The sequence below is a fragment of the Plantactinospora sp. B6F1 genome (assembly GCF_040120695.1).
Lineage (GTDB): Bacteria > Actinomycetota > Actinomycetes > Mycobacteriales > Micromonosporaceae > Plantactinospora.
Window position 1 is genome coordinate 219,919 of sequence record NZ_JBEEAC010000005.1, and the last position, 20,753, is coordinate 240,671.

Consider the following 20,753-nt stretch of genomic DNA (forward strand, 5'->3'; position numbering starts at 1 on the left):
CCGAGTGGACCGTGTTCTCCTGCTGCCCCCGGGCGGGCAGCAGGAGAACACGAACCGCTCGGTCACCTAGGGCGGGGGAGGCGGAGGGCGATGAGGGCGCCGGTGGCGACCACGGCCGCGCCGACCAGGACGGCCGGGCCGAGACCGTCCACGAAGGACGTACGGCTGGTGTAGTCGCCGTTGGCGGCGAAGACCGAGGCCAGCGCGGCCACCCCGACGGCCACGCCGAGTTCCCGGATGGTGTTGTTGGTGCCGGAGGCGACGCCACGGGACTCCGCGGGCACGCTGGCCATGGTGACGGTGGTGACCGGCGCGAAGGTCAGGCCCATGCCGACCCCGGCCAGCGTCAGTGGGGCGGCCAGCACCCCGTAGCCGACGTCGGCGGTGCTGACCAGGGCGAGCCAGCCGAGCGCGACGGCCAGCAGCGTCTGCCCGGTGACGATCAGGGTGCGCGCGCCTACCCGGCCGACCAGCAGCCCGGCCAGCGGGGCGACCACCATCGGCGCCATGGTCCACGGCATCGTCCGGATGCCGGCGTCGAGCGGACTGTGCCCCTGCGCCACCTGGAAGAACTGGGCGAGCAGGAAGACGGAGCCGAAGACGCCGACCGAGAAGGTGAACGCCACCACGTTCACCACGCTGAAGCTCCGGGACCGGAAGAGGCGCAGCGGAAGCATCGGTTCCGGGGTCCGGGTCTCCCAGCCGAGGAAGGCGCCGACCAGTACGCCGCCGCCGATCAGGGCGGCCAGCACCCGGCCGGAGGTCCAGCCGTGCTCCTGCCCGTGCACGACCCCCCACACCAGGGCGAGTACGCCGGCCGTGGAGAGGACCAGTCCGACCGGGTCCAGCCGGGACGCCGGACCGTGTGACTCCCGCAGCACGGTCGCGGCGAGCAGCAGGGCGAGCAGCCCGATCGGCACGTTCAGCCAGAAGATCCAGCTCCAGTCGAGGCCCTCGACCACCGCGCCGCCGACCAGCGGGCCGACCGCGACGCCGAGGCCGCTGATCCCGCCCCAGATCCCGATGGCGGCGTCCCGGAGCCGCTCGGGGACGGCGGCGGCGAGCAGGGTGAGCGACAGCGGCATCACGGCCGCACCGGCCGTGCCCTGGACCGCCCGGGCGGCGGTGAGCATCCAGGGTTCGGTGGCGAGGGCGCAGGCGGCCGAGGCGACGGTGAACAGCGCGATGCCGGCGAGGAAGAGTCGCCGCCGGCCGACCCGGTCGCCGAGCGCGGCGGCGGTGAGCAGCAGCGCGGCGAAGGGCAGCGTGTAGGCGTTGACGAACCATTGCAGGTCGGTCAGGGAGGCGCCGAGTTCGGTCCGGATCACCGGGAGCGCCGTGGTCACCACCAGGTTGTCGAGGGTGACCATGAACATCGGTACGCCGACCGCCGCGAGTACGGCGCCGAGCGGGCGAGCCGCGGGTCCGCCGCGGCGTCCCGGGGCCGGTGGCGCGGCACCGTCGAGGACGGGTGCGCTGGTCATGATCGCTCCTTAGTTGTTATTCACTGATAACTAGGTTTTCCCAAAGTAGCTATCCGCTGATAACATGTCAACATCCGACGTCGAGGAGCGTCCGACCCAGCGGACGGCAGTTAGGGGCGAGAATGGCCAGGACCCGGCTGACCGCTGCCGAACGCGGCGAGCAACTCGCCGCCGCGGCCGTGCAGGCGTTCGCCGTCTCCGGTTACGCCGGCACCTCCACCGACGACGTGGCCCGGCTGGCCGGTGTCTCCCAGCCGTACGTCATTCGGCTCTTCGGCTCCAAGCAACGGCTCTTCATCGCCGCGGTCGAGCACGCCGCCGCCCGGATCGAGCAGGTGTTCCGGGACGCCGCCGAGCGCTCGCCCGACCTGGAGAGCCTCGGCGAGGCGTACGACGAACTGCTGGCCGAACGGGACCTGCTCGCCGTACTCCTGCACGGCTTCGCGGCCAGCGCCGACCCGGCGATCGGCAGTGCCGTGCGCGACTGCTTCGGCCGGATCTACCGGCTCGTCCGGGAGCTCACCGGGGCGGACACCGTCGAGACCCGGGACTTCCTGGGCATCGGGATGCTGCTCACCGTGCTGGCCGCGATGCAAGTGGTCGGGCCCGGCGCGGTGCCACCCGAACCGTGGATGTCGGAGATCGCCGAGTCGTTCCAGGACGCCTGTGCGGAGCCGGAAACCGGCGGACAGCGCGGCGCCGCCAACCGGTCGTGACCGCCGAGCGGACGGGACGAGCACCTCGGGCGACCGGGGATCACGCCGGTCGGGTCGGGGCGGACGGTGCGGGCCGGCAGCCCTGGTCGGCGGGGTCGTCGGCCGAGCCGCAGCGGAACACCTCGACGGGTTCGGTGTCGACGTCGGTCACCCGGTCCACCCGGACCAGGGAGATCCGCTTCGCCACCGGTTCGCCTGAGTCGGCCGGGAACCTGATCAGGCCGCTCACCCCCGGGTAGCCGTTCTCGGCGTTCTGCCGCAGCACCTCGGTGTGCACCCCGGCCGGGTTGACGGCCCGCGGATTCCACTCCTCGCGCGGGCTGCCGTGCCGCAACCGGGCGGCGAGGCTCTCCACCGCCCGGACCACCATGGTCGCGGCGTCGTAGGCGAGGCTGACCCGTTCACCGACCGGGGCGCTCGGGCCGTCCTCCCGGCAGCGGGGCTGGTCGAGCAGGTCGTCGGCCTGGATCCAGGCGAGGAAACTGCCGCGTACGTCGTCGCGCCGGTCCCGGGCGGTACGCAGCGCGGCGCAGGTGGCCAGGGCCGCCTTCGAGACGTACGTGACCGGAAGGTTGCCCGGCGCGCTGGCCCGCAACCCTGGATTGGCCATGTACCGGTTGACCGAGTCGTCGCCGACCAGGTGCCGGGGCGGGTTCGGGCCGCACTCCTTCAGCGCCCGGAGGAAGCCGTCGAACTCCGACCACCGGCCGGCGAAGACGAGTACGCCGGAATAACCGCACTCCTGGGTCATCCGCTGGCCGGTACGCCGCTCCTCGACCCGGTCCAGCCGGTCGCCGAACCGCTGGCGCAGGTCGTCGACCAGGGTGGCGACGTACAGGTCCTCGGTCAGGGAACTGTACTCCCCGGTGGTGTAGTAGACGTGCGCGCCGTCGACCCGGAGCACCTGGCGGGCGTACTCGTCGATCAGCGCGGCCTGGTCCCGGTTCGGCGCGGAGATCTGCAGGTAGAGCTTGGAGTTCTGGTACATCCCGTCCGCGGAGAGGGTCGGGGCCAGCGCCGGCAGGCCGATCCGGTTGAGTTCCCGCAAGGCCGCCGCGGTGCTGGTCCGGCTCTCCACCAGCCCGACCACGCCGAGTACCGTCGGGTCCTCCCGGATCAGCCCTTCGAGCATCGCCACCGCCCGGCCGGCATGCCGCATCTGCGCTCCGGCGTTCGCCACCACCACCCGGAGCAGCGCCGCGCCGTCGGCACCGGCCGACTCGCGCAGCAGCGCGTACTGGGCGGTCGCCATGCCCTCCAGTTCCTCCCGCTCGGAGACGTACGACTCCTCGTCGGCCCGGGTCCGGTTCCCGGTCAGGGTGCCGAGGTAGATCAGGGTGACCAGCGGGCGCCGTCGCGCGCTGCGCTGCCAGACCTGCTCGGCGGCGGCGTTCTGCGCGAAGATCCGGCGCTGCACGGCCCGGAGCCGGTCCTGCCCGGGGTCGCGATTGAAGACGTGCCCGACCGTGTCGCTGTAGCCGACGCACTCGCCGCCGACCAGCTCCACCGAGACCGACCCGTCGAACGGCCGAGGGTGGCAGTCCAGGCTCCAGCGGGAGTTCACCCACACCCCGGCGACGGCGACCAGCAGCAGGACGAGTGCGGTGGGCAGGAACCGGCGACTCCACCACGGCGGGCCCGGTGGGGCGAAGTTGAGCAGTCCGCCCCTCGGCTCCGAGCCCGCGCTCGGGTCGCCGAGCAGCAGGACGATGAGCCAGGCCGCCGGGCGGCGCAGCCGCCGGGTCTCCGGCAGCACGTCCACCCATTCGTCGTACGCCTCCTCGGCGTCGACCAGGGCGTACGGCTCGGGCAGCTCCGGCGGTGGCTCGGCGCCGGCCGCCACCACCAGCAGCGGGTCGTTGCGGCCGGTTTCGTTGCGGACGTCGTTGATCAGCCGGATCAGGGTGTGCCCCGGATCGCCGACGGCCACGTCGGGCAGCAGCAGCACCGGGTACGCCGTCCGTCGCCAGCTCGACGGCCGCCAGAGCCGCCGCCGGTACGCCTGCCGGAGGTCCTCCAGGAACGCGTGCACGAGCAGCTTGTCCACCTGCTCCGGCTGTTCCCCGTCCCGCCACCCGGCGGTGAGTCGTTCGGCGAACCCGAGGAACGTCACCGACTGCCGGGGCGCCAGGTACTGCTGCCGCATGAACCACCGGTAGTGCGGCCCCAGCAGCGGCACCCGGCCGGAGACCGCCACCCGGAACACGGCGCTCGGGATCGCCCGCCGGACCAGCCAGAATGCGAGCTGGTACGCGGTGTGGAAGAGGTCGCCGTCGCCGTCGCCGCCGCCGGCCGGGTCACTGCCCGGCCGGCTGCCGCGCCGGTCCCGGAGCTGCCGGGCCAGGGCCGGCCGGCGGTCCTCGCCCGCCTCGGCGGCAGACTCCGGTACGGGCTGGTGCAGCAGCCAGTCGGCCAGCGGGTAGTGCCGGAAACGCAGCCGCTCGCCGCCGAACGCCTCCAGCGCGAGCTGCCGGTGCGCCTCCCGCAGCGCGCCGGTGATGTCGGTGGCGGTCGGTTCGCCACCGGGTTCGGACCGGTCGCCCCGGCCGGTCAGGTCGAGGGTGGCGTGCGGGATCCGCCGCCGCTGACCCCGGCCGAGCACCCGGCGCAGCAGGGCGATCAGGTCCGGCGAGGCCGGCGAGCGGACCAGCCAGATCAGCGGCAACCGCCGGTCTCCCCGGCGTGGCCGGCGCAGCAGCCGGGCCAGCAGGGCGAGGAACTCCGAACCGCCGGACGGCAACCGTTCCCGTTCCGTGGTCGGCTGCCCCTGGGTCGCCACTGGACGCATGTCCGCCTCCGGCCGTTGCTCGGTGTGTTGCACAGATCACCACAGTGTCGCTGGTTCGGACAAGGCCGGACGGGGCCCCGCTCGGTGCCGGCGCGGCCGGTCCGGGCCGGACCCTGGTAGAAAGGCCGGATGGACGGGAACCGGACGCCGGACGAGCCCGGGCCGGGCGGCGCCGAGCACGCGGCGGTACGCGACCGGGCCGGACCCGGCGGCGCCGAACAGGCGGCGGTGCGCGACCGGGCCGGACCCGGCGACGCCGAGCAGGCGGCGGTGCGCGACCGGGCCGAGGCCGTACTGCGCCGGTTGGCCGGCGAGCACGCCCGGCTCCGGGACGACCAGTGGCGGGCCATCGAGGCGCTGGTGGTGCGGCGCCGCCGGGTGCTCTGCGTGCAGCGGACCGGCTGGGGAAAGTCGGCCGTCTACTTCGTCGCGACCGCGTTGCTGCGGCAGCGGTCCGGCAGGGCAGGGGCCGGGGCCGGGGGTACCGGGCCGACGGTGATCGTCTCGCCGCTGCTGGCACTGATGCGCAACCAGGTGGAGGCGGCCGCCCGGGCGGGAATCCGGGCCCGCACCATCAACTCGGCCAACCTCGACGAGTGGGCCGAGATCGTCGCCGAGATCGAGGCCGGAGCGGTCGACGTCCTGCTGATCAGCCCGGAACGGCTGAACAACCCCGACTTCCGGGACGGCGTACTGCCCCGGCTCGCCGCCACCACCGGACTGCTGGTGGTGGACGAGGCGCACTGCGTCTCCGACTGGGGGCACGACTTCCGCCCCGACTACCGGCGGCTGCGTACCTTCCTTGCCGGGCTGCCGGCCGGCACACCGGTACTGGCCACCACCGCCACCGCGAACAGCCGGGTCACCGACGACGTGGCCGAGCAGCTCGGCGACGCACTGGTGCTGCGCGGGCCGCTGGACCGCGAGTCGCTGCGGCTGGCCGTACTCGACCTGCCGAGCCCGGCGCACCGGCTCGGCTGGCTGGCCGACCAGCTCGACCGGCTGCCCGGCTCGGGGATCATCTACACCCTGACCGTGGCGGCGGCGGGCGAGACCGCCGAGTTCCTGCGCGGCCGGGGGTACCCGGTCGCGTCGTACACCGGGCAGGCCGACGACGCCGACCGCCGCGCCGCCGAGCAGGACCTGCTGGACAACAAGCTGAAGGCCCTGGTTGCCACCTCGGCGCTCGGCATGGGCTTCGACAAGCCGGACCTGGGATTCGTGGTGCACCTGGGCGCACCGCCGTCGCCGATCGCCTACTACCAGCAGGTCGGCCGGGCCGGTCGGGCGGTCGGCGCGGCCGAGGTGCTGCTGCTGCCCGGCGCCGAGGACCAGGCCATCTGGCGGTACTTCGCCTCGCTGGCCTTCCCACCCGAGGAGCAGGTCCGGGCGGTCCTCGCCGCGCTGCGTCCGGACCGTCCGCTCTCCACGCCGGCGCTGGAGCCGATCGTCGACCTGCGCCGGACCCGGCTGGAGCTGATGCTCAAGGTGCTCGACGTCGACGGCGCGGTACGCCGGGTCCGGGGCGGCTGGCTCGCCACCGGTGAGCCGTGGCACTACGACGCGGTCCGGCTGCGCCGGGTGGCGCAGGCCCGTGCCGCCGAGCAGCAGGCCATGCGGGAGTACGCCTCGACCGGCGGCTGCCGGATGGAGTTCCTCCGCCGCTGCCTGGACGATCCGGCGGCCACCGCCTGCGGGCGCTGCGACCGGTGCACCGGGGCCCGGTTCGACATCGACGTGTCGGCGCCGGCGCTCGCCGCCGCGCAGGCGTTCCTCGGCCGCCCCGGGGTGGAGATCCCGCCGAAGAAGCTCTGGCCGACCGGGCTGGAGACGGTCGGGGTGCCGCTGCGTGGCAGGATCGGTCCGGCCGAGCAGGCGTATCCGGGGCGGGCCGTCGGGCGCCTCTCCGACCTCGGCTGGGGTGCCCGGCTGCGTGCGTTGACCGGGCCGGAGGCGCCGGACGGGCAGGTGCCGGAGGACGTGGCGGCGGCCGTCGTCGAGGTGCTGAAGGCGTGGGCGCACGGCGACGATCCGTGGCCGGCCAGGCCGGTCGCGGTACTCGCCGTCGGGTCGCGTCGGCGGCCCCGGCTGGTGCACGGGCTGGCCGACCGGATCGCCCGGGTCGGCCGGCTGCCGCTGCTCGGCGAGGTGCCGGCCGGCAACGGTCCGGTTGGCGCCGGACCGCACGACGGGGACGGTCCGGCCGGCGCCGGGGCGGGCGGCAGCGACAGACCGGCCGGCGGCGGACCGCGGGGCAACAGCGCCCAGCGGGTACGCGCGCTGCACGGCGCCTTCGAGCTGCCCGCGCCGCTGGTCGGGGAGTTGGCCGGGCTGACCGGTCCGGTCCTGCTGGTCGATGACCTCGTCGAGTCGGGCTGGACCATGACGGTCGTGTCCCGCCTGCTGCGCCGGGCCGGTGCGCCGGGGGTGCTCCCGTTCGCGCTCGCCGTCGCCGGCTGAGTCGTCCGACCGCGGGCGAGGCTCAGCCGGGTCGGCCGTACCCGGCGATCGGCTGGTAGTCGACCCGGTCGATCCGGATCCGGGTGCCGGTACGCGGCGCGTGGATGATCTTCCCGTCGCCGACGTAGATGGCGACGTGGTGCAGGTCGCGGTAGTAGAAGACCAGGTCACCGGCTTGCCGGGCGGCCCGGCTGATCAGGGTCACCGCCCGGTACTGCCGCGCCGCGTTGTGCGGCAGCCGTACGCCGGCAGCCGCCCAGGCGGCCGAGGTGAGTCCGGAGCAGTCGTACGCGTCCGGACCGTCCCCGGCCCACCGGTACGGCTTGCCGAGCTGGGCGTACGCGAACCGGACGGCCCGACCGGCGGCCCCGGGAACCGCCTCGGGCAGCCGGGGCACCGCCTCGGCGGCCGGCTCGTCGGGTCCGGGCAGTCGGGCGAGGCGGGCCAGCTCGGTCTCGATCGCCAGCTTCCGCGCGGCGAGCTGCCGTTCCTGGCTCCGCTGCCGGGCGACGAGCGCATCGACGGTGCGCCGGGCCTGGGCCAGCCGGTCGAGCGCCTCGGTCAGCGCGGCGATCGTCCGGTGCCGCTCCCGGCTCAGCCGTTCGAGCAGGATCAGCGGGCCCGCCAGGTTCTCCGGGGTGGCGGCGCCGAGCAGGGTGCCCAGCACCCCGAGCGCGCGGGTGTCGCCGGTGCGGTACGCCCGGGCGGCGATCAAACTGACCTCGGTACGGTGCGCCTCGATTGCGCGCTCCAGCGGCCCCATCTCGGCGTGGATCGCCGCGCTGCTGGCCCGGGTCTCCCGCAGCGCCTCCCGCAGGTCGTTGTACTGCTCGACGACGATTTCCAACTGCTCCGCCGCCTGGGCGATCCGCTCGGCCGGGTCGGAGACCGGTGCGGCCCGGCCCGGTACGGGGGCCAGCGACAGCGCCACGGTCATCCCGGCGGCGAGGGCTGCGGCGCGACGTGGCAATGCGGTGGTCGGCACGACCTGTCCAACGATCGATGGCCGGCGGAGGCCACGCATCGAGGCTGCTCAGGTTCGTACCGTGACGTTCGTCGCCCTCGGGAGGGCGACGGTGACCGCCGGGTGGCACCGCCGGACCGGGACGGTAGCCTGCGGGTCGTGACCCGTGACCAGCCGGCAGCGCCGGAGACCGGTCGGACCGATCTGGCGGCGGGCGCTGCCCGCCCGCCGGCCGGCCCTGCCCGGGGTCGCCGGCCGGCCGGCCCCGCCGGTTCCGCCGAGTCGGCGGTGCCGGACCGGGGCACCGTACGCCTCGCGCTCACCGTGGCCGGTCTGGTGCTCGCCCTGCTCGCCGGGTTCGGGCTGGGTCGGGCGAACGGCGGCGCCACTCCGGCGGCCGGCGGTGGCACCCAGCCCTCGGCCGGCGCCACCGACCCGGCCGGCGGCCACGTCCATCCGCCGGGGACGGGGCCGCACGAGCACCCCACCGGAGCGTCCGGCGATCCGGCCGACGCGGGCGGGCTGAGCGTGAGTGTGGCCGGCTACACGCTGGTGCCGACCACCACGACCCTTACCGCGGGCCGGGCCGAGGACTTCCGATTCCAGGTACGCGGCCCGGATCGCCAGCCGGTGACCGGGTTCGCGGTGGTGCACGAGAAGCCACTGCACATGATCGTGGTCCGCCGGGATCTCAGCGGCTACCAGCACCTGCATCCGACGATGGCACCCGACGGCACCTGGAGCCTGCCGCTGACCCTGCCGTCGGCCGGCGTGTGGCGGGTGTACGCCGACTTCGCCGTGCTCGACGGCGGCGGCGGGCAGCTGCCGTTGACCCTCGGGGTGGACCTGGCGGTCGCCGGCGACCACGCCCCGCGACCGCTGCCGGCGGCGGCCCGGGAGGCGACGGTCGCCGGGTTCACCGTCACCTACGAGGGCACTCCGCAGGCCGGTGCCAGCCAGCCGATGTTGTTCCGGGTCTTCGCAGGCGGCAACCCGGTCACCGCCCTGGAGCCCTACCTCGGCGCGTACGGGCACCTGGTGGCGTTGCGCGAGGGCGACCTGGGTTACGTGCACGTCCACCCGGAGCCCGAGCTGGTGGGCGGCGCGGTGAAGTTCTGGCTTGCCGCACCGAGTTCCGGGCGGTACCGGATGTATCTCGACTTCCAGGTGGCCGGCGCGGTGCAGACGGCCGAGTTCACCGTGACGGTTGCCTGAGGCCGGGGCGGTTGCCTGAGGCCGGGGCGAGTCGGGTCAGCCGGCGCGCCTTACCTGCCGGTGGGCGAGATAGCGCAGCATGTCGCGGATCAGCTTCTTCTCCTCCGGCGGTACGCCGGGGTCGGCGAGCCGGGTCACGATCACCCGGAGGTCGGCGTCCACGGACGACTCGATCCGGTCCCGCCGGGCCGGGCCGGGCTGCTCGCCGTCGGGCAGGCCGAGTGCCCGGAAGGCCACCCCGACCGGCACGTCCAGGGCGGTGCAGAACCCGCGCACCTTCGCCAGCTCGGGATAGTCCTGCCAGTCCCCGGCGAGCCAGCGGAACAGCGTGGACCGGCCCACACCGGTGTGCGCGGCCACGTCGCTGACGGTCCAGCCGCGTTCGCTCTTGGCATCGTCGATGGCCCGCCGGACGAAGCGGGCGAAGGCCGCCTGCGGCGAGTCCTGTGCGGCACCGATGCTCAGCGGAAAACCCTTTCGCCCGGACTTCGGGTGGTCTTCTGAGAGTAGTCCGGAACCCCGTCGGGGAAACCCGACTGATCGCACCCACCCACCCGTACCATCGGTCGGCCGGCATCGGACCTGACTATCCGATCATCTGAAGAGTTCCGCCGGTACGGCGGATGAACCGCCGGTAGGCGGCCCGGCCGGGGCGTTGTGTGCCGGCCGACGGGGCGGCGTGTTCCGGCCGACCGGGGCGTTGTGTGCCGACCGACGGGCGTTCTGTGCCGACCGACGCGGGCGTCGTGTGCCGCGACGGCCCGGTTCCGCAGCCGGCTGACGGTCCGGGTCCGCAGCCGGCCGATTCCGGCGCGACCGCGGGTCAGGGCGGGCCGAGCAGGGTCTGCAACCGAGGGGTGAGCCGCCAGTCGCCGATCAGCCCCCGGTAGTCGGCACGCTGCCGGTCGGTCGGCTCGGCGCCGGTGTGCCGCGCCCGGAGCAGCAGGTTGCGCGGGGTGTGCTGCGAGTCGACGAACTCCACCACCTCGACCCGGTAGCCGTGCAACCGGAGCAGCGCCGCCCGCAGCGCGTCGGTGAGTACGTCGGCGAGGCGCTCCCGCAGGATGCCGTGCCGGACCAGCGGGTCGTACGGGTCGGGGGCAGGGTGCGCCCGCAGTTGCGCGGCGAGGTCGTGGTGGCAGCACGGCGCGGCGAGTATCCAGCGGGCCCCCCAGCGCACCGCCCGGGCCAGTGCCTCGTCTGTGGCGGTGTCGCAGGCGTGCAGCGCCAGCACCAGGTCGGGGGCGGGTTCCACCGTCGCCTCCAGGATGGTGCCGGCGACGAAGCGCACCCGGTCGGCGTAGCCGAGCCGCTCGGCGAGCGCGTCGTTGCGGCGCCGCTGGTCCTCGCGTACGTCCACGCCGACCAGGCGCACGTCGATGCCCCGCCCGGCCAGGTAGCGGTACGCCGCGAAGCTGAGGTAGGCGTTGCCGCAGCCGAGGTCGACCACCCGCAGCGGGCCGGTCAGCTCCTCCGGCAGGGTGGCCGCGAGGGCCCGCAGGAACGCGTCGACCTGCCGTCGCTTGGCCGCGCTGCCGCCGATCGCGGCGAACAGCGGATCACCGGGGTCGAGCAGGTGTTCCCGGGCCCGGTCGTGCGGGGTGGCCGGGGCGGCCGCCCGCTGCGCCTCGACCCGGTGCAGCTGCGCCTCGCCCCGCTTGGTCACCCGCAGTTGCAGGGTGGCGGAGGCGGTCTCGACGTGCCAGTTGCCGAACGGCTCGGCCAGCAGCGCGTCGACGGCCGCGTCCGCCTCCGGGCCGGGCACCACGTTTCGGGTGAACGGGCGGGCGCCGTCGTTGGTGACGATCTGGAGCCGGGCACCGGACCTGAGGGCGACCGGGCGCAGCTCGGCGCGTACCACGGTGGGGAGCTGCCCGCGTCGCCGCCCGGCGGCGACGGCGCGGGTCAACCCGGGATCCAGCAGCAGCGCCCGCACCTGTGCGAGCGCTGCGTCGAGCTGTTGCGGCATCTACTCGCCGGTGGCGGCGTCGCTGGCACCGGTGCCCCGCCGACTGCGGCGGCGCCGACGCCGTGGCTTGGCGGATCCGTCGGCGTCGACCTCCACCGCGGCCGGCGCCCCGCCGGCCTCGGTCGGCTCGGTCCGGGTGGCGGCTGCCTCGGCCGCGTCGGGGGAGCCCTGCGGGCCCCCGACGACCTCGCCCGCCCGGCGCCGGCGACGCTGCCGGCGGCGCGGCTCGTCCCCGCCGGTCACCTCGGCCTCCGGGCCGACCGGATCGGCGGTGCCGGCGCTGCGGCCACCGCCGCCGCGCCGGTTGCGCGACCGGCCCGCGCCGCCGTCGCCGCGACCGGGCCCACGCCGGCCACCGACACCCCGGGACCGACCGCCGAGGTCTTCCTCGACCTCGGCGGAGAGCCCGGCCCGGGTCCGCTCGGCGGACGGCAGGGTGCCGGCGACGTCGGCCGGGATGTCCAGGTCGGTGTAGAGGTGCGGGGAGGTGTGGTACGTCTCCGGCGGCTCCGGCATCTCCAGCCCGAGGGTCTTGTCGATGATCCGCCAGCGGGGCATGTCGTCCCAGTCGACGAAGGTCACCGCGACCCCGGTGGCGCCGGCCCGACCGGTACGGCCGATCCGGTGCGTGTAGGTGTCCTGATCCTCCGGGCAGTCGTAGTTCACCACGTGGGTGACCCCGGTGACGTCCAGCCCCCGGGCCGCCACGTCGGTGGCGACCAGGATGTCGATCTTGCCGGCCCGGAACGCCCGCAGCGCCCGCTCCCGGGCGCCCTGACCCAGGTCACCGTGCACGGCGGCGACCGCGAAGCCGCGGAAGTCGAGATCCTCGGCGACCCGGTCGGCCGCCCGCTTGGTACGCGTGAAGATCATTGTCAGTCCGCGCCCGCGCGCCTGCATGATCCGGGCGACGATCTCGATCTTGTTCATCGAGTGGGTGCGGTAGACCAGTTGCTCCGTCTGCGGCGACGGCCCGGTCTCGGCGGTGTGCCCGGCGTGGATGTTCACCGGGTGCCGGAGGAACCGGCGGGAGAGTGCGACGATCGGCTCCGGCATGGTGGCCGAGAAGAGCATCGTCTGCCGGTCCTCCGGCAGCATCGCCAGAATCTTCTCGACGTCCTCCAGGAAGCCCAGGTCGAGCATCCGGTCCGCCTCGTCCAGGACGAGCGCGTGCACCCGGTCCAGCCGGAGTTGCTTCTGCTTGGCCAGGTCGAGCAGCCGTCCGGGCGTACCGACCAGGATCTCGACGCCCTTGCGCAGCGCCTCGACCTGCGGCTCGTACGCCACGCCGCCGTAGATCGGCAGGACCCGTACCCCCCGGGTCCGGCCCGCCGCGGCGAGATCCTTGGCGACCTGGAGTCCCAGCTCACGGGTGGGTACGACGACAAGCGCCTGCGGCAGCCCGTCGCTGCCCTCGTCCGGCGCGAAGACCCGCTCCAGCAGCGGTACGCCGAAGCCGAGGGTCTTGCCGGTGCCGGTCGGTGCCTGGCCGATCAGGTCGGTGCCGCGCATCGCGATCGGCACGGCGTACTCCTGGATGGCGAAGGCCCGGGTGATGCCCACCGCTTCGAGTGCGGCCACGGTCTCCTGACGGGCGCCGAGTTCGGCGAAGGTGGGTGCCTCGGGTCGGACCGGCGCGTCGGCGGCAAGCGCCTGGCCGGCCATGATGTTTTCGATGTGATCGCTCATGTGGTTGTGGGGGTGCCCTCTCGTGGTGCGCCCCGTTCGTCCGTAGGGCGCGATATCGGTATGGCGCGGGCCACACGGTCGACGGCTGAACGCCGAGTAGAAGACCGGGCCGCACACGCGCGCCGCAGGGCAGATTTCGGAATCGGTTGAGGCCTTCCGGTCCTCTGCCTCCTTCGGCAACTGATCCATGCTACCTGAGCCCGGCATACGGCGTCCTCGGTCCAGGGACGCGGCCGTCGCCCGGGGGTCGGTGATGTGACGTACGTCACGCTTCTGGAGGTGGTTGGTTTCCGACAGGTAGGACGGTCGCCGGAAAACCGGGACGAATCTCCGGTCTCCTGCCGTCGGGACCCCGCCCGGGCGCCCGGACGGTAACCTGCGGGCGTGTCCGCCCTCGCAGAGCCCGCCCCGATCACCTCAGCCGCCCTCGCCGAACCGGTCGGTCCCAGCGTCGCCGAACCCGTCGGCCCGACCGTCCCGGGCGCCGTCGTCGACCTGCTCGGGCTGGTCGCCTACGGGGAGCTGGTGGCCTTCGACCGGATGGCCGCCGACGCCCGGCTGGCCCCTGATCTGGCCCGCCGTGCCGTGCTGAGCGAGATGGCCGCTGTCGAGATCACCAACTATCGGCGGCTCGCCGACCGGTTGACCGAACTCGGCGTGCCGCCCGAGGAGGCGATGGCGCCGTTCGTGCCGGCGCTGCAGTCGTACCACGACTCGACCGAGCCGAAGGACTGGCTGGAGGCACTGACCAAGGCGTACGTCGGGGACGCCGTCGCCGACGACTTCTTCCGGGAGATGGCGGCGTTCCTCGCCGACCCCGACCGGCAACTCGTACTCGACGTGCTGCACGGCTCCCGGTACGAGGAGTTCGCCGGTCAGGAGATCCGGCTCGCCATCCAGGCCGACCCGAAGGTCGCGAACCGGCTCTCGATGTGGGCCCGGCGCCTGGTTGGCGAGGGGCTGTCCCAGGCCGGCCGGACCGCCAGCGAGCGGGTGGCGCTGACCGCCCTGATCGCGACCGGCTTCGACGACCAGTCGGGGGTGCAGGTGCTGTTCAAGCGCCTGACCGCCGCGCACACCGCCCGGATGTCGGCCGTCGGACTGAACAACTGAGCCCGGCCGGCTGCCGATGTCCGCAACTGAGCCCGGCCGGCGGCCGGCGTTCCGGCGTCAGCGGGCGACGAAGCCGACCGCCCGGGGCGACGCCTCGGCGATCTCGACGTAGGCCACCTTGCCGACCGGCACGATGACCCGGCGGCCCTTCTCGTCCGTCAGCGACAGCGTGCCGTCGTTGGTGCTGAGGGCGTCGGTCACGATCTGCTCGATCTCGGCCGGCGTCTGCGCGCTCTCCAGGACCAGCTCGCGCGGCGCGTACTGAACGCCGATCTTGACCTCCACGTGGCCTCCTCGTTCGGGGCGAAAGATCCGCCGTCGGAAAGGCTATCCGATCCGCGCCGGTTGCGTTCAGGCTGACTCACCCTGCGCCGGAAAGCTCGTCTCGCCCCGCGACGGAAAGCTCGCCTCACCCTGCGTGGAAAGGCTCGCCTCGCCCTGCAACGGGAAGCTCGCGATCCCGCGCCAGGACAGCCCGGTGAGCAGCGCCTCGGCCTCGGCCTTCGGCACCTGCCGCCCGCCGGCCAGCCAGAACTGGGCCGCGGTCTCGGCCGCGCCGACGAGCCCGGAGGCGAGCAGTTCTGCCCGGGACCGGCTCACGCCGGTGTCCGAGATGATGGTGTCGGTGATGGCGGCGATGCAGCCCTGCTCCACCCGCTCGACCCGCTCGCGTACGGCCGGATCGTTGCGCAGGTCCGACTCGAAGACCAGCCGGAACGCGCCACTGGCATGGTCGACGAAGTCGAAGTACGCCCGCACGGCACCGCTGACCCGCTCCTTGTTGTCGGTGGTCGCCGCCATCGCCTCCCGGACCTTGGCCACGATCGCGTCGCAGTGCGTGTCCAGCAGCGCCAGATAGAGCTCCAGCTTTCCGGGAAAGTGCTGGTAGAGAACTGGTTTGGAGACGCCGGCCCGCTCGGCGATGTCGTCCATCGCGGCCGAGTGGTATCCCTGGGCGACGAACACTTCCTGGGCTGCCGCCAGCAGTTGCTTACGCCGTGCCGAGCGCGGCAGGCGCGTTGGGCGGCCGGCCGTCTGCGCGCCGTTTCCCACCTGGGTCATGGTCACCTCCGCTTCGCCTCGCACGCTGTCGACCTCATTCCGACCGGAGCAGGGACCGTCACTCGACTGCCGAATTAGCCCGCCGCTGTAACTTATCGGCACTGCCACCACACGGTAGCCTCAGCGGGGGCGACCAAGGAGCGCACGGTGGACGAAACAGGGCAACCCGGAGCCCCCACACCGGGAGAGCACGGTAACGGGGCAGGCCCGCAGGGTGACCCGGCCCGTCCGGTCAACGGCTGGGCGGCCGACACAGGCTGGTCCGACGCCGAGACCGGCGTCGATCCGAACGGGCGGCAGTGGCACCAGACGGTCGAGCCGGCGGTGAGCCGCGGCTGGGGTGACCGCGCGGCCTACGGTCCCCGGCCGCTACCGGCGTCACCCGCCATCCCGATCCGGGAGTTCCGGCAGCCGGTCAACGGCGTGCACCTGGGCGAGGCGCCCGAGCCGGAGCGGGGCTGGGGCGGTGGGCCGGGCCAGCCGTACGAGGCGGAGGGGGCCGACCCGGCCGGCCGGGCGGGCGCCGGGCCAGAGCCACTGGGTGGCGCCGGCCCGGACCATCCGGCCCAGCAGGGACGGCTCCCGCAGGGCGAGCCGGATCTGTCCGGCAGCGCCCGGCACGCCTTCGGGGAGCCCGGTTACGGTGAGCCGGAACGCGCCGGCACGGGCCTGGCCGGGCAACCGCCGCGCTGGGGGGAGCCCGCGTCACCCGCCTATCCGGGACCCACCTCCGCACCGCCGGTCGCGGTCTCGGGGCCGCCCGGCGCCGCGCCGGTACCCCCGGTGGTGACCTCGGGGCCGCCGGCCGCCGTCTCCGGACCGCCCGCCGTGACCTCCGGGCCGCCGTTCGGACCGCCCGGGCAGGGGGCCGGCGCGGCCACACCCGAGTACGCGGCCACACCCGAGTACCTGGTCGCGGCGGACTTCGAGCGTGGTGGCTTCCGACCGCCGTCCGAGCCCGACCATCCGCCGGTGACCGAGATGACCGCGATGATGCCCGCCGTACCCCGGCAGCCGGACCGTTCCTCGACCCCGCCACCCGGCCCCGAACAGGTCGCCCCGGCGGCACCCGGCTGGCGTCCGGCGGAGGCGGACGAGCGCGGGCCGGCGCCGGTCCATCCAGCCGACGCCCGTGGCCAGGAGCCGGCGAGCTGGTCGTCCGGCTGGGCCCCGCCGTGGGCCCCGGCCGGCGCGCCCGCCGACCAGGAGGGCGCCCGACAGCCGGAGAGCCAGCACGCCGCCGAGGCAGTCGCGCAGGTCGAGCCGGCCCACGAACCGGAGACCCCCGGCGGCCGGGAGCAGCAGCACTGGTCCCCGAGCTGGGTCGACCATCCGGCGCAGCGGGTACCCGAGTCCCCGGCCGGGCCGTTCCCCCGGGAGGGCTCCGCCCTGCCGCCGTCGGTCAACCCCGGGTTCGCGGCGAACCCGGCGACGGCCCGGAGCTTCCCGACGGCCTCCGAGGCCGCGACCCGGCGGGCCACCGCGAGCGAGCCCACCGGCTACCCCGGCCCGGCCGGCCCAGGGCCGGATGCGCCGGGCTACCTGCCGGGTCCCGGCGGGCTGACCGGTCCGCTCGGGCCGGAGCCGTCCCGCTACCTCTCCGGTCCGGCCGGGCTGGCGCCCTCGGGGCCGGGCCCCGAGCCCTCGGGCCCGCCGTCCAGGTCCGGCCCGGGGGTGGAGTCAGCGGCCCATTCGCCGCCCGGCGCCGCCTCCGGTGCCGAATCGTCCGGCTATCCGTCCGGGCCGGCCGGGCCGCCGCCCGGTGCCGAATCCTCCCGCTATTCGCCGGTCGGGCCGGCATCGGGATATCCGTACCGGCGGGAGGCGCTGGCGTTGCCGACCGGCCCGAGCCATCCCGGTGCGCCGTACCGCTATCCGGAGTCGGCCCCGGCGGAGCCCGCGCCCGCCGCCCGGCCGGCAGACCTCGGTGACGTGTTGCCGCAACGCGTCCCGGCCGAGCCAGACGTACCCACCGTGCCGGAGCCACCCGCCGTGGAGCCGCCCGCCGAAACGCCCGAACTGGCCCGGATCGCCACCCATCTGCGTCGGGAGGACGGAGCGGCACAGCTGCACGAGCGACCGGACGGCTTCGACGTCAACGCGATTCTGGACGCGGTTCGGGGAGTCGCCGGGGTGCGCGACGCCTCGCTGCGTACCACCCCGGCCGGTGCGCACAGCCTGCGCCTGGACCTCGCCGACGGTGCCGATCCCGCCGAGGTGAGCCGGCACGTGGCACGGCTGCTACAGGAACGGATGGGGCTGGCCGCCGCCCCGCAGAACCTGCCCGGCACGCCGGCACCGGCCGCGCCCGGCTTCACCGGCACCGCCGCGCCGCCCAGGCCCGGTGCGGCGCAGCCCCGGCACGGGCCACCGGCCGAGCCGGAGCGCCGGACCGAGCCCTCGCCCGAGGAGACACGTCGCCGGCACCAGGCACCGGGTCACCGGGGTCGGGCCACGGTCGGCGAGCCACCGACGGCGCAGCCCACCGAGCCGGGCCGGAGCGGTTCACCGGCCAGCGCCGGTACCAGCACCGGCGGCACCTTCTACTCCGGCAGCCCGGTCACCACCACCGAGACCGCGCCGTCCCGGCCGCTCAACCCGGGCGCGCCGCCCGGACCCCGGGTGATCATCGACCACGTGCAGGTCAGCACCTTCGGCCTGGACGCCACCGTCGAGGTACGGCTCGCCGCCGGGAAACAGCCGGCGGCCGGGCTGGCCACCGGTCCCGCCGTCGACGGGTACGTACTGCGACTCTGTGCCGTCGCGGCGGCCGCCGCCATCGACGAGCTGCTCAACGCCTCCGCCCGGGTCACCGAGCGGGGCCGGTGCTTCGTCGAGCATGCCGCGGTGGTGCCGTTCGGGAGCTGCGAGGTGGCCACCGTGGTGGTGCTGCTGGTCTGCGACGGCTGGGTCGAGCAGCTCGCCGGCTCGGCGCTGGTCTCCGGCGATCCGCGTCAGGCAGTGGTCCGAGCCACCCTGGCGGCGGTCAACCGCCGGCTTGAGGCGTTGCTCACCTGACCCGTCGCCTCGGCGACCGGAGCGGCGGGGCAAACGGCACGAAGCGGGGCGGAGGCGTCCAGAAGTTGTCTCCGTCCCGCACCGCCCCGGCGACGGGGCAGCGGAACGGTAGGCACACTTGACGGATGAAGCGTGCGCTGCTTGCGGCGGACGAGTCGATCGCTCGGGACGAGGTCCCGCCGCCCTGGCCCGGCCGGGACGTACGGATCGACGGCTCGATCACCCACGTCCGCCAGACCCCGGCTACCCGCCCCGACGCCGAGCCCGCGCTCTACGTGCACGGGCTGGGCGGCTCGGCCCAGAACTGGACGGACCTCGCTGGCCTGCTCGCCGACCGGCTCGACGGGCACGCCATCGACCTGCCCGGCTTCGGGCGGAGCGACCCGGCCCGGAAGTACACCATCCCGGCCTTCGCCGACCGGGTCATCCGGTACCTCGAGCACTCCGGCCGGGGACCGGTGCACCTGCTCGGCAACTCGCTCGGCGGGGCGGTCTCGGTACGCGTCGCGGGGCTCCGCCCCGACCTGGTCCGTACGCTCACCCTGGTCGCACCGGCGATGCCGTTCCTCGACCCGCGCCGGTCTCTCCAGGGTCGGGTACTGCCCCTGCTGGCGGTGCCGGGAGCGGAACGGTTCGCGTCGCGCTGGCTGACCCACCTGCCGCCGGAGGAGATCGCCCGGCAGGTGATGGAGGCGTGTGTCGCCGACACCACCCGGATCTGCGACCAACGCCGGTTGGAGGCGGTCGAGGAGATCCGGATCCGGTACACCGCCGCCCACTATCCGGCGGCCTATCTGCGTACGCTGCGCGGCCTGGTCGGCAGTTTCGTCCGGGCGTACCTGCCCGGGTCCGGCTCGCTGTGGCGGATCGCCGGCCTGGTCACCGCGCCGACGCTGGTGATCGGCGGCGGGCAGGACCGGCTGGTCGACGTCCGGGTGGCCGCGCAGGTGGCCCGGGCGATCCCGGACAGCCGGCTGCTGATGCTGGCCGGCGTCGGGCATGTCCCGCAGATGGAGGTGCCCCGGACGGTCGCCCGGGCGGTGCTGGCGCTGCTGGACGAGACCAGTCAGCTGCCGACCGTTTCCCGCTGACCACCGTCGGCCGAGGCCCGGCTGACCGCCGTCGGTAGTGGGCCCGGCTGACCGCCACCGGTTCGGGGGCCCAGCTGACTGCCACCGGTTCGGGGGCGGCTGACCGCCGTCGGCCGGAGTTCGTGGGTGACCGCCCACCGACCGCGCCGGTCGGGTCCGGTGGGGGTCGCCGTCCGCCGACCCGGGCGGGTGATCCGGGACGCCCGGTGCAACCGACCGGGTGGGCCAGGCGTACTAAAGAAGCGTGTGGAGACGAGAGCCTTACCAACCCCCGGCACCGGGTGCCCCAGCGCCGTCCTCCGGCTCGCCCGGCCGACGCCGGGCCCGGCGGTTCCGAGCCGGCCGGAGGCTGGTGGTGCTCATGGTGGGCCTGGCCGGCGCGGTCGCGGTGGTCGGGATCCTGGTGCCACCCGCCGACCGGTTGACCGGGGACGAGCAGCCGGCCGCCGCCGAGCCGGCCGTAGCGGCCGCGACCCCGGCCGCCGCGACCGTCGCCCCGACACTCACCCCCACCCCCACCCCGAGTCAGCCGGTGACTCCGGCACTGCGGCTCGCCGGCCCGGTGCCGTCGACCGGGCCGGGTAGCTTCATCTACGCCACCGGCCGGGGCGAGGTGCTGGGCCGGGCCGGGACGGTGCGGCGCTATCGGGTGGCGGTGGAGCGCAACATCGACGAGCACCTCACGGAGTTCACCGCGAAGGTGGACGACTCGCTGGCCGACCCGCGCAGTTGGATCGGCAGCGGGCGGCTGCGGTTGCAGCGGGTGCCGGACAAGGCGGGCCACGACTTCACGGTCTACCTGGTCACCGCCGGTACGGCCCGCCGGATGTGCGCGGCGTCCGGGGTCGACATCCGGGTCGGCGGCAAGCCGTACACCTCGTGTCGGGGCAGCGGCCGGGTGATCATCAACCTGGAGCGCTGGATGCGGTCCGTTCCGCACTACGTGGAGGCGAAGGTGCCGCTGGACCGGTACCGGACGTACGTGGTCAACCACGAGGTCGGGCACGAGTTGGGGCATGGGCACGAGCGCTGTCCCCGCGACGGTCGGGCCGCCCCGGTGATGATGCAGCAGACGCTCTTCCTCGACGGTTGCGTGGCCAACCCGTGGCCGTACCTGTCGGGGAAGCGGTACGTCGGCCCCTCGCTGTGACCGGGGCAGAGCGCTCGGCTGATTCCCCGACCGG

At 74.6% G+C, this 20,753-nt stretch carries 15 protein-coding genes; 7 read left to right on the forward strand and 8 right to left on the reverse strand.

Annotated features, from left to right (window positions below):
• Window positions 1–62: 62 nt before the first annotated feature.
• Window positions 63–1,484, reverse strand: a complete 1,422-nt coding sequence (locus ABNF97_RS10275) for a DHA2 family efflux MFS transporter permease subunit (protein WP_349338378.1) — start codon at window positions 1,482–1,484, stop codon at window positions 63–65.
• Window positions 1,485–1,606: 122 nt separating this feature from the next.
• Between ABNF97_RS10275 and ABNF97_RS10280 the strand changes: the two genes are divergently transcribed.
• Window positions 1,607–2,200: a TetR/AcrR family transcriptional regulator gene (locus ABNF97_RS10280; protein WP_349338379.1), complete on the forward strand. Its 594-nt coding sequence runs from the start codon at window positions 1,607–1,609 to the stop codon at window positions 2,198–2,200.
• Between the two features lie 40 nt (window positions 2,201–2,240).
• Here ABNF97_RS10280 and ABNF97_RS10285 read toward each other — a convergent pair whose 3' ends face one another.
• Window positions 2,241–4,988, reverse strand: a complete 2,748-nt coding sequence (locus tag ABNF97_RS10285) for a type 1 periplasmic-binding domain-containing protein (protein WP_349338380.1) — start codon at window positions 4,986–4,988, stop codon at window positions 2,241–2,243.
• Window positions 4,989–5,117: 129 nt separating this feature from the next.
• Here ABNF97_RS10285 and ABNF97_RS10290 point away from each other — a divergent pair, with 129 nt between their 5' ends.
• On the forward strand, window positions 5,118–7,448 hold the full coding sequence (locus ABNF97_RS10290) for a DEAD/DEAH box helicase (protein WP_349338381.1): 2,331 nt from the start codon (window positions 5,118–5,120) through the stop codon (window positions 7,446–7,448).
• Between the two features lie 22 nt (window positions 7,449–7,470).
• On the opposite strand, the gene ABNF97_RS10295 is transcribed toward ABNF97_RS10290, so the two are convergent.
• Window positions 7,471–8,433, reverse strand: a complete 963-nt coding sequence (locus ABNF97_RS10295; RefSeq protein ID WP_349338382.1) for a C40 family peptidase — start codon at window positions 8,431–8,433, stop codon at window positions 7,471–7,473.
• 138 nt (window positions 8,434–8,571) lie between these two features.
• Between ABNF97_RS10295 and ABNF97_RS10300 the strand changes: the two genes are divergently transcribed.
• A complete protein-coding gene (locus ABNF97_RS10300; RefSeq protein ID WP_349338383.1) occupies window positions 8,572–9,627 on the forward strand; it encodes a DUF8832 domain-containing protein in 1,056 nt (351 codons plus the stop codon).
• A gap of 36 nt (window positions 9,628–9,663) precedes the next feature.
• Here the strand turns inward: ABNF97_RS10300 and ABNF97_RS10305 are convergent, their stop codons facing one another.
• From ABNF97_RS10305 to ABNF97_RS10315, 3 genes are all read right to left on the reverse strand, one after another.
• Window positions 9,664–10,086 (reverse strand): helix-turn-helix domain-containing protein, encoded by a 423-nt coding sequence (locus tag ABNF97_RS10305; protein WP_130465809.1) that lies wholly within the window; start codon window positions 10,084–10,086, stop codon window positions 9,664–9,666.
• A 364-nt stretch (window positions 10,087–10,450) separates the two neighbouring features.
• Entirely contained in the window at window positions 10,451–11,596 is a 1,146-nt protein-coding gene (locus ABNF97_RS10310) for a class I SAM-dependent methyltransferase (RefSeq protein ID WP_349338384.1), read from the reverse strand.
• Window positions 11,597–13,285 (reverse strand): DEAD/DEAH box helicase, encoded by a 1,689-nt coding sequence (locus ABNF97_RS10315; RefSeq protein WP_130461868.1) that lies wholly within the window; start codon window positions 13,283–13,285, stop codon window positions 11,597–11,599.
• Between the two features lie 384 nt (window positions 13,286–13,669).
• Here ABNF97_RS10315 and ABNF97_RS10320 point away from each other — a divergent pair, with 384 nt between their 5' ends.
• Window positions 13,670–14,398 (forward strand): ferritin-like fold-containing protein, encoded by a 729-nt coding sequence (locus ABNF97_RS10320; RefSeq protein WP_349338385.1) that lies wholly within the window; start codon window positions 13,670–13,672, stop codon window positions 14,396–14,398.
• A 57-nt stretch (window positions 14,399–14,455) separates the two neighbouring features.
• Here ABNF97_RS10320 and ABNF97_RS10325 read toward each other — a convergent pair whose 3' ends face one another.
• Both ABNF97_RS10325 and ABNF97_RS10330 read right to left on the reverse strand, forming a co-directional pair.
• Window positions 14,456–14,683 (reverse strand): DUF3107 domain-containing protein, encoded by a 228-nt coding sequence (locus ABNF97_RS10325; protein WP_101368237.1) that lies wholly within the window; start codon window positions 14,681–14,683, stop codon window positions 14,456–14,458.
• A 66-nt stretch (window positions 14,684–14,749) separates the two neighbouring features.
• Window positions 14,750–15,460, reverse strand: coding sequence for a TetR/AcrR family transcriptional regulator (locus ABNF97_RS10330; RefSeq protein ID WP_349338386.1), 711 nt, complete (start codon window positions 15,458–15,460; stop codon window positions 14,750–14,752).
• 147 nt (window positions 15,461–15,607) lie between these two features.
• Here ABNF97_RS10330 and ABNF97_RS10335 point away from each other — a divergent pair, with 147 nt between their 5' ends.
• The 3 genes from ABNF97_RS10335 (at window position 15,608) to ABNF97_RS10345 (ending at window position 20,719) form a co-directional block, all read left to right on the forward strand.
• Entirely contained in the window at window positions 15,608–18,478 is a 2,871-nt protein-coding gene (locus ABNF97_RS10335) for a hypothetical protein (RefSeq protein WP_349338387.1), read from the forward strand.
• Window positions 18,479–18,603: 125 nt separating this feature from the next.
• Window positions 18,604–19,569 carry an alpha/beta fold hydrolase gene (locus ABNF97_RS10340; RefSeq protein WP_130461870.1) on the forward strand — a complete coding sequence of 322 codons (966 nt, stop codon included), beginning with the start codon at window positions 18,604–18,606 and terminating at the stop codon, window positions 19,567–19,569.
• 361 nt (window positions 19,570–19,930) lie between these two features.
• The gene (locus tag ABNF97_RS10345; RefSeq protein WP_130465811.1) at window positions 19,931–20,719 is read left to right on the forward strand and encodes a DUF3152 domain-containing protein; all 789 of its coding nucleotides are present in this window, start codon (window positions 19,931–19,933) and stop codon (window positions 20,717–20,719) included.
• Window positions 20,720–20,753 lie beyond the last annotated feature (34 nt).

Excerpts from the sequence above, each read along its gene's own strand:
- ABNF97_RS10275 (WP_349338378.1), bottom strand. The coding sequence starts at position 1,484 with ATGACCAGCGCACCCGTCCTCGACGGTGCCGCGCCACCGGCCCCGGGA.
- ABNF97_RS10280 (WP_349338379.1), top strand. The coding sequence starts at position 1,607 with ATGGCCAGGACCCGGCTGACCGCTGCCGAACGCGGCGAGCAACTCGCC.
- ABNF97_RS10285 (WP_349338380.1), bottom strand. The coding sequence starts at position 4,988 with ATGCGTCCAGTGGCGACCCAGGGGCAGCCGACCACGGAACGGGAACGG.
- ABNF97_RS10290 (WP_349338381.1), top strand. The coding sequence starts at position 5,118 with ATGGACGGGAACCGGACGCCGGACGAGCCCGGGCCGGGCGGCGCCGAG.
- ABNF97_RS10310 (WP_349338384.1), bottom strand. The coding sequence starts at position 11,596 with ATGCCGCAACAGCTCGACGCAGCGCTCGCACAGGTGCGGGCGCTGCTG.
- ABNF97_RS10315 (WP_130461868.1), bottom strand. The coding sequence starts at position 13,285 with ATGAGCGATCACATCGAAAACATCATGGCCGGCCAGGCGCTTGCCGCC.
- ABNF97_RS10330 (WP_349338386.1), bottom strand. The coding sequence starts at position 15,460 with ATGACCCAGGTGGGAAACGGCGCGCAGACGGCCGGCCGCCCAACGCGC.
- ABNF97_RS10340 (WP_130461870.1), top strand. The coding sequence starts at position 18,604 with ATGAAGCGTGCGCTGCTTGCGGCGGACGAGTCGATCGCTCGGGACGAG.
- ABNF97_RS10345 (WP_130465811.1), top strand. The coding sequence starts at position 19,931 with ATGGTGGGCCTGGCCGGCGCGGTCGCGGTGGTCGGGATCCTGGTGCCA.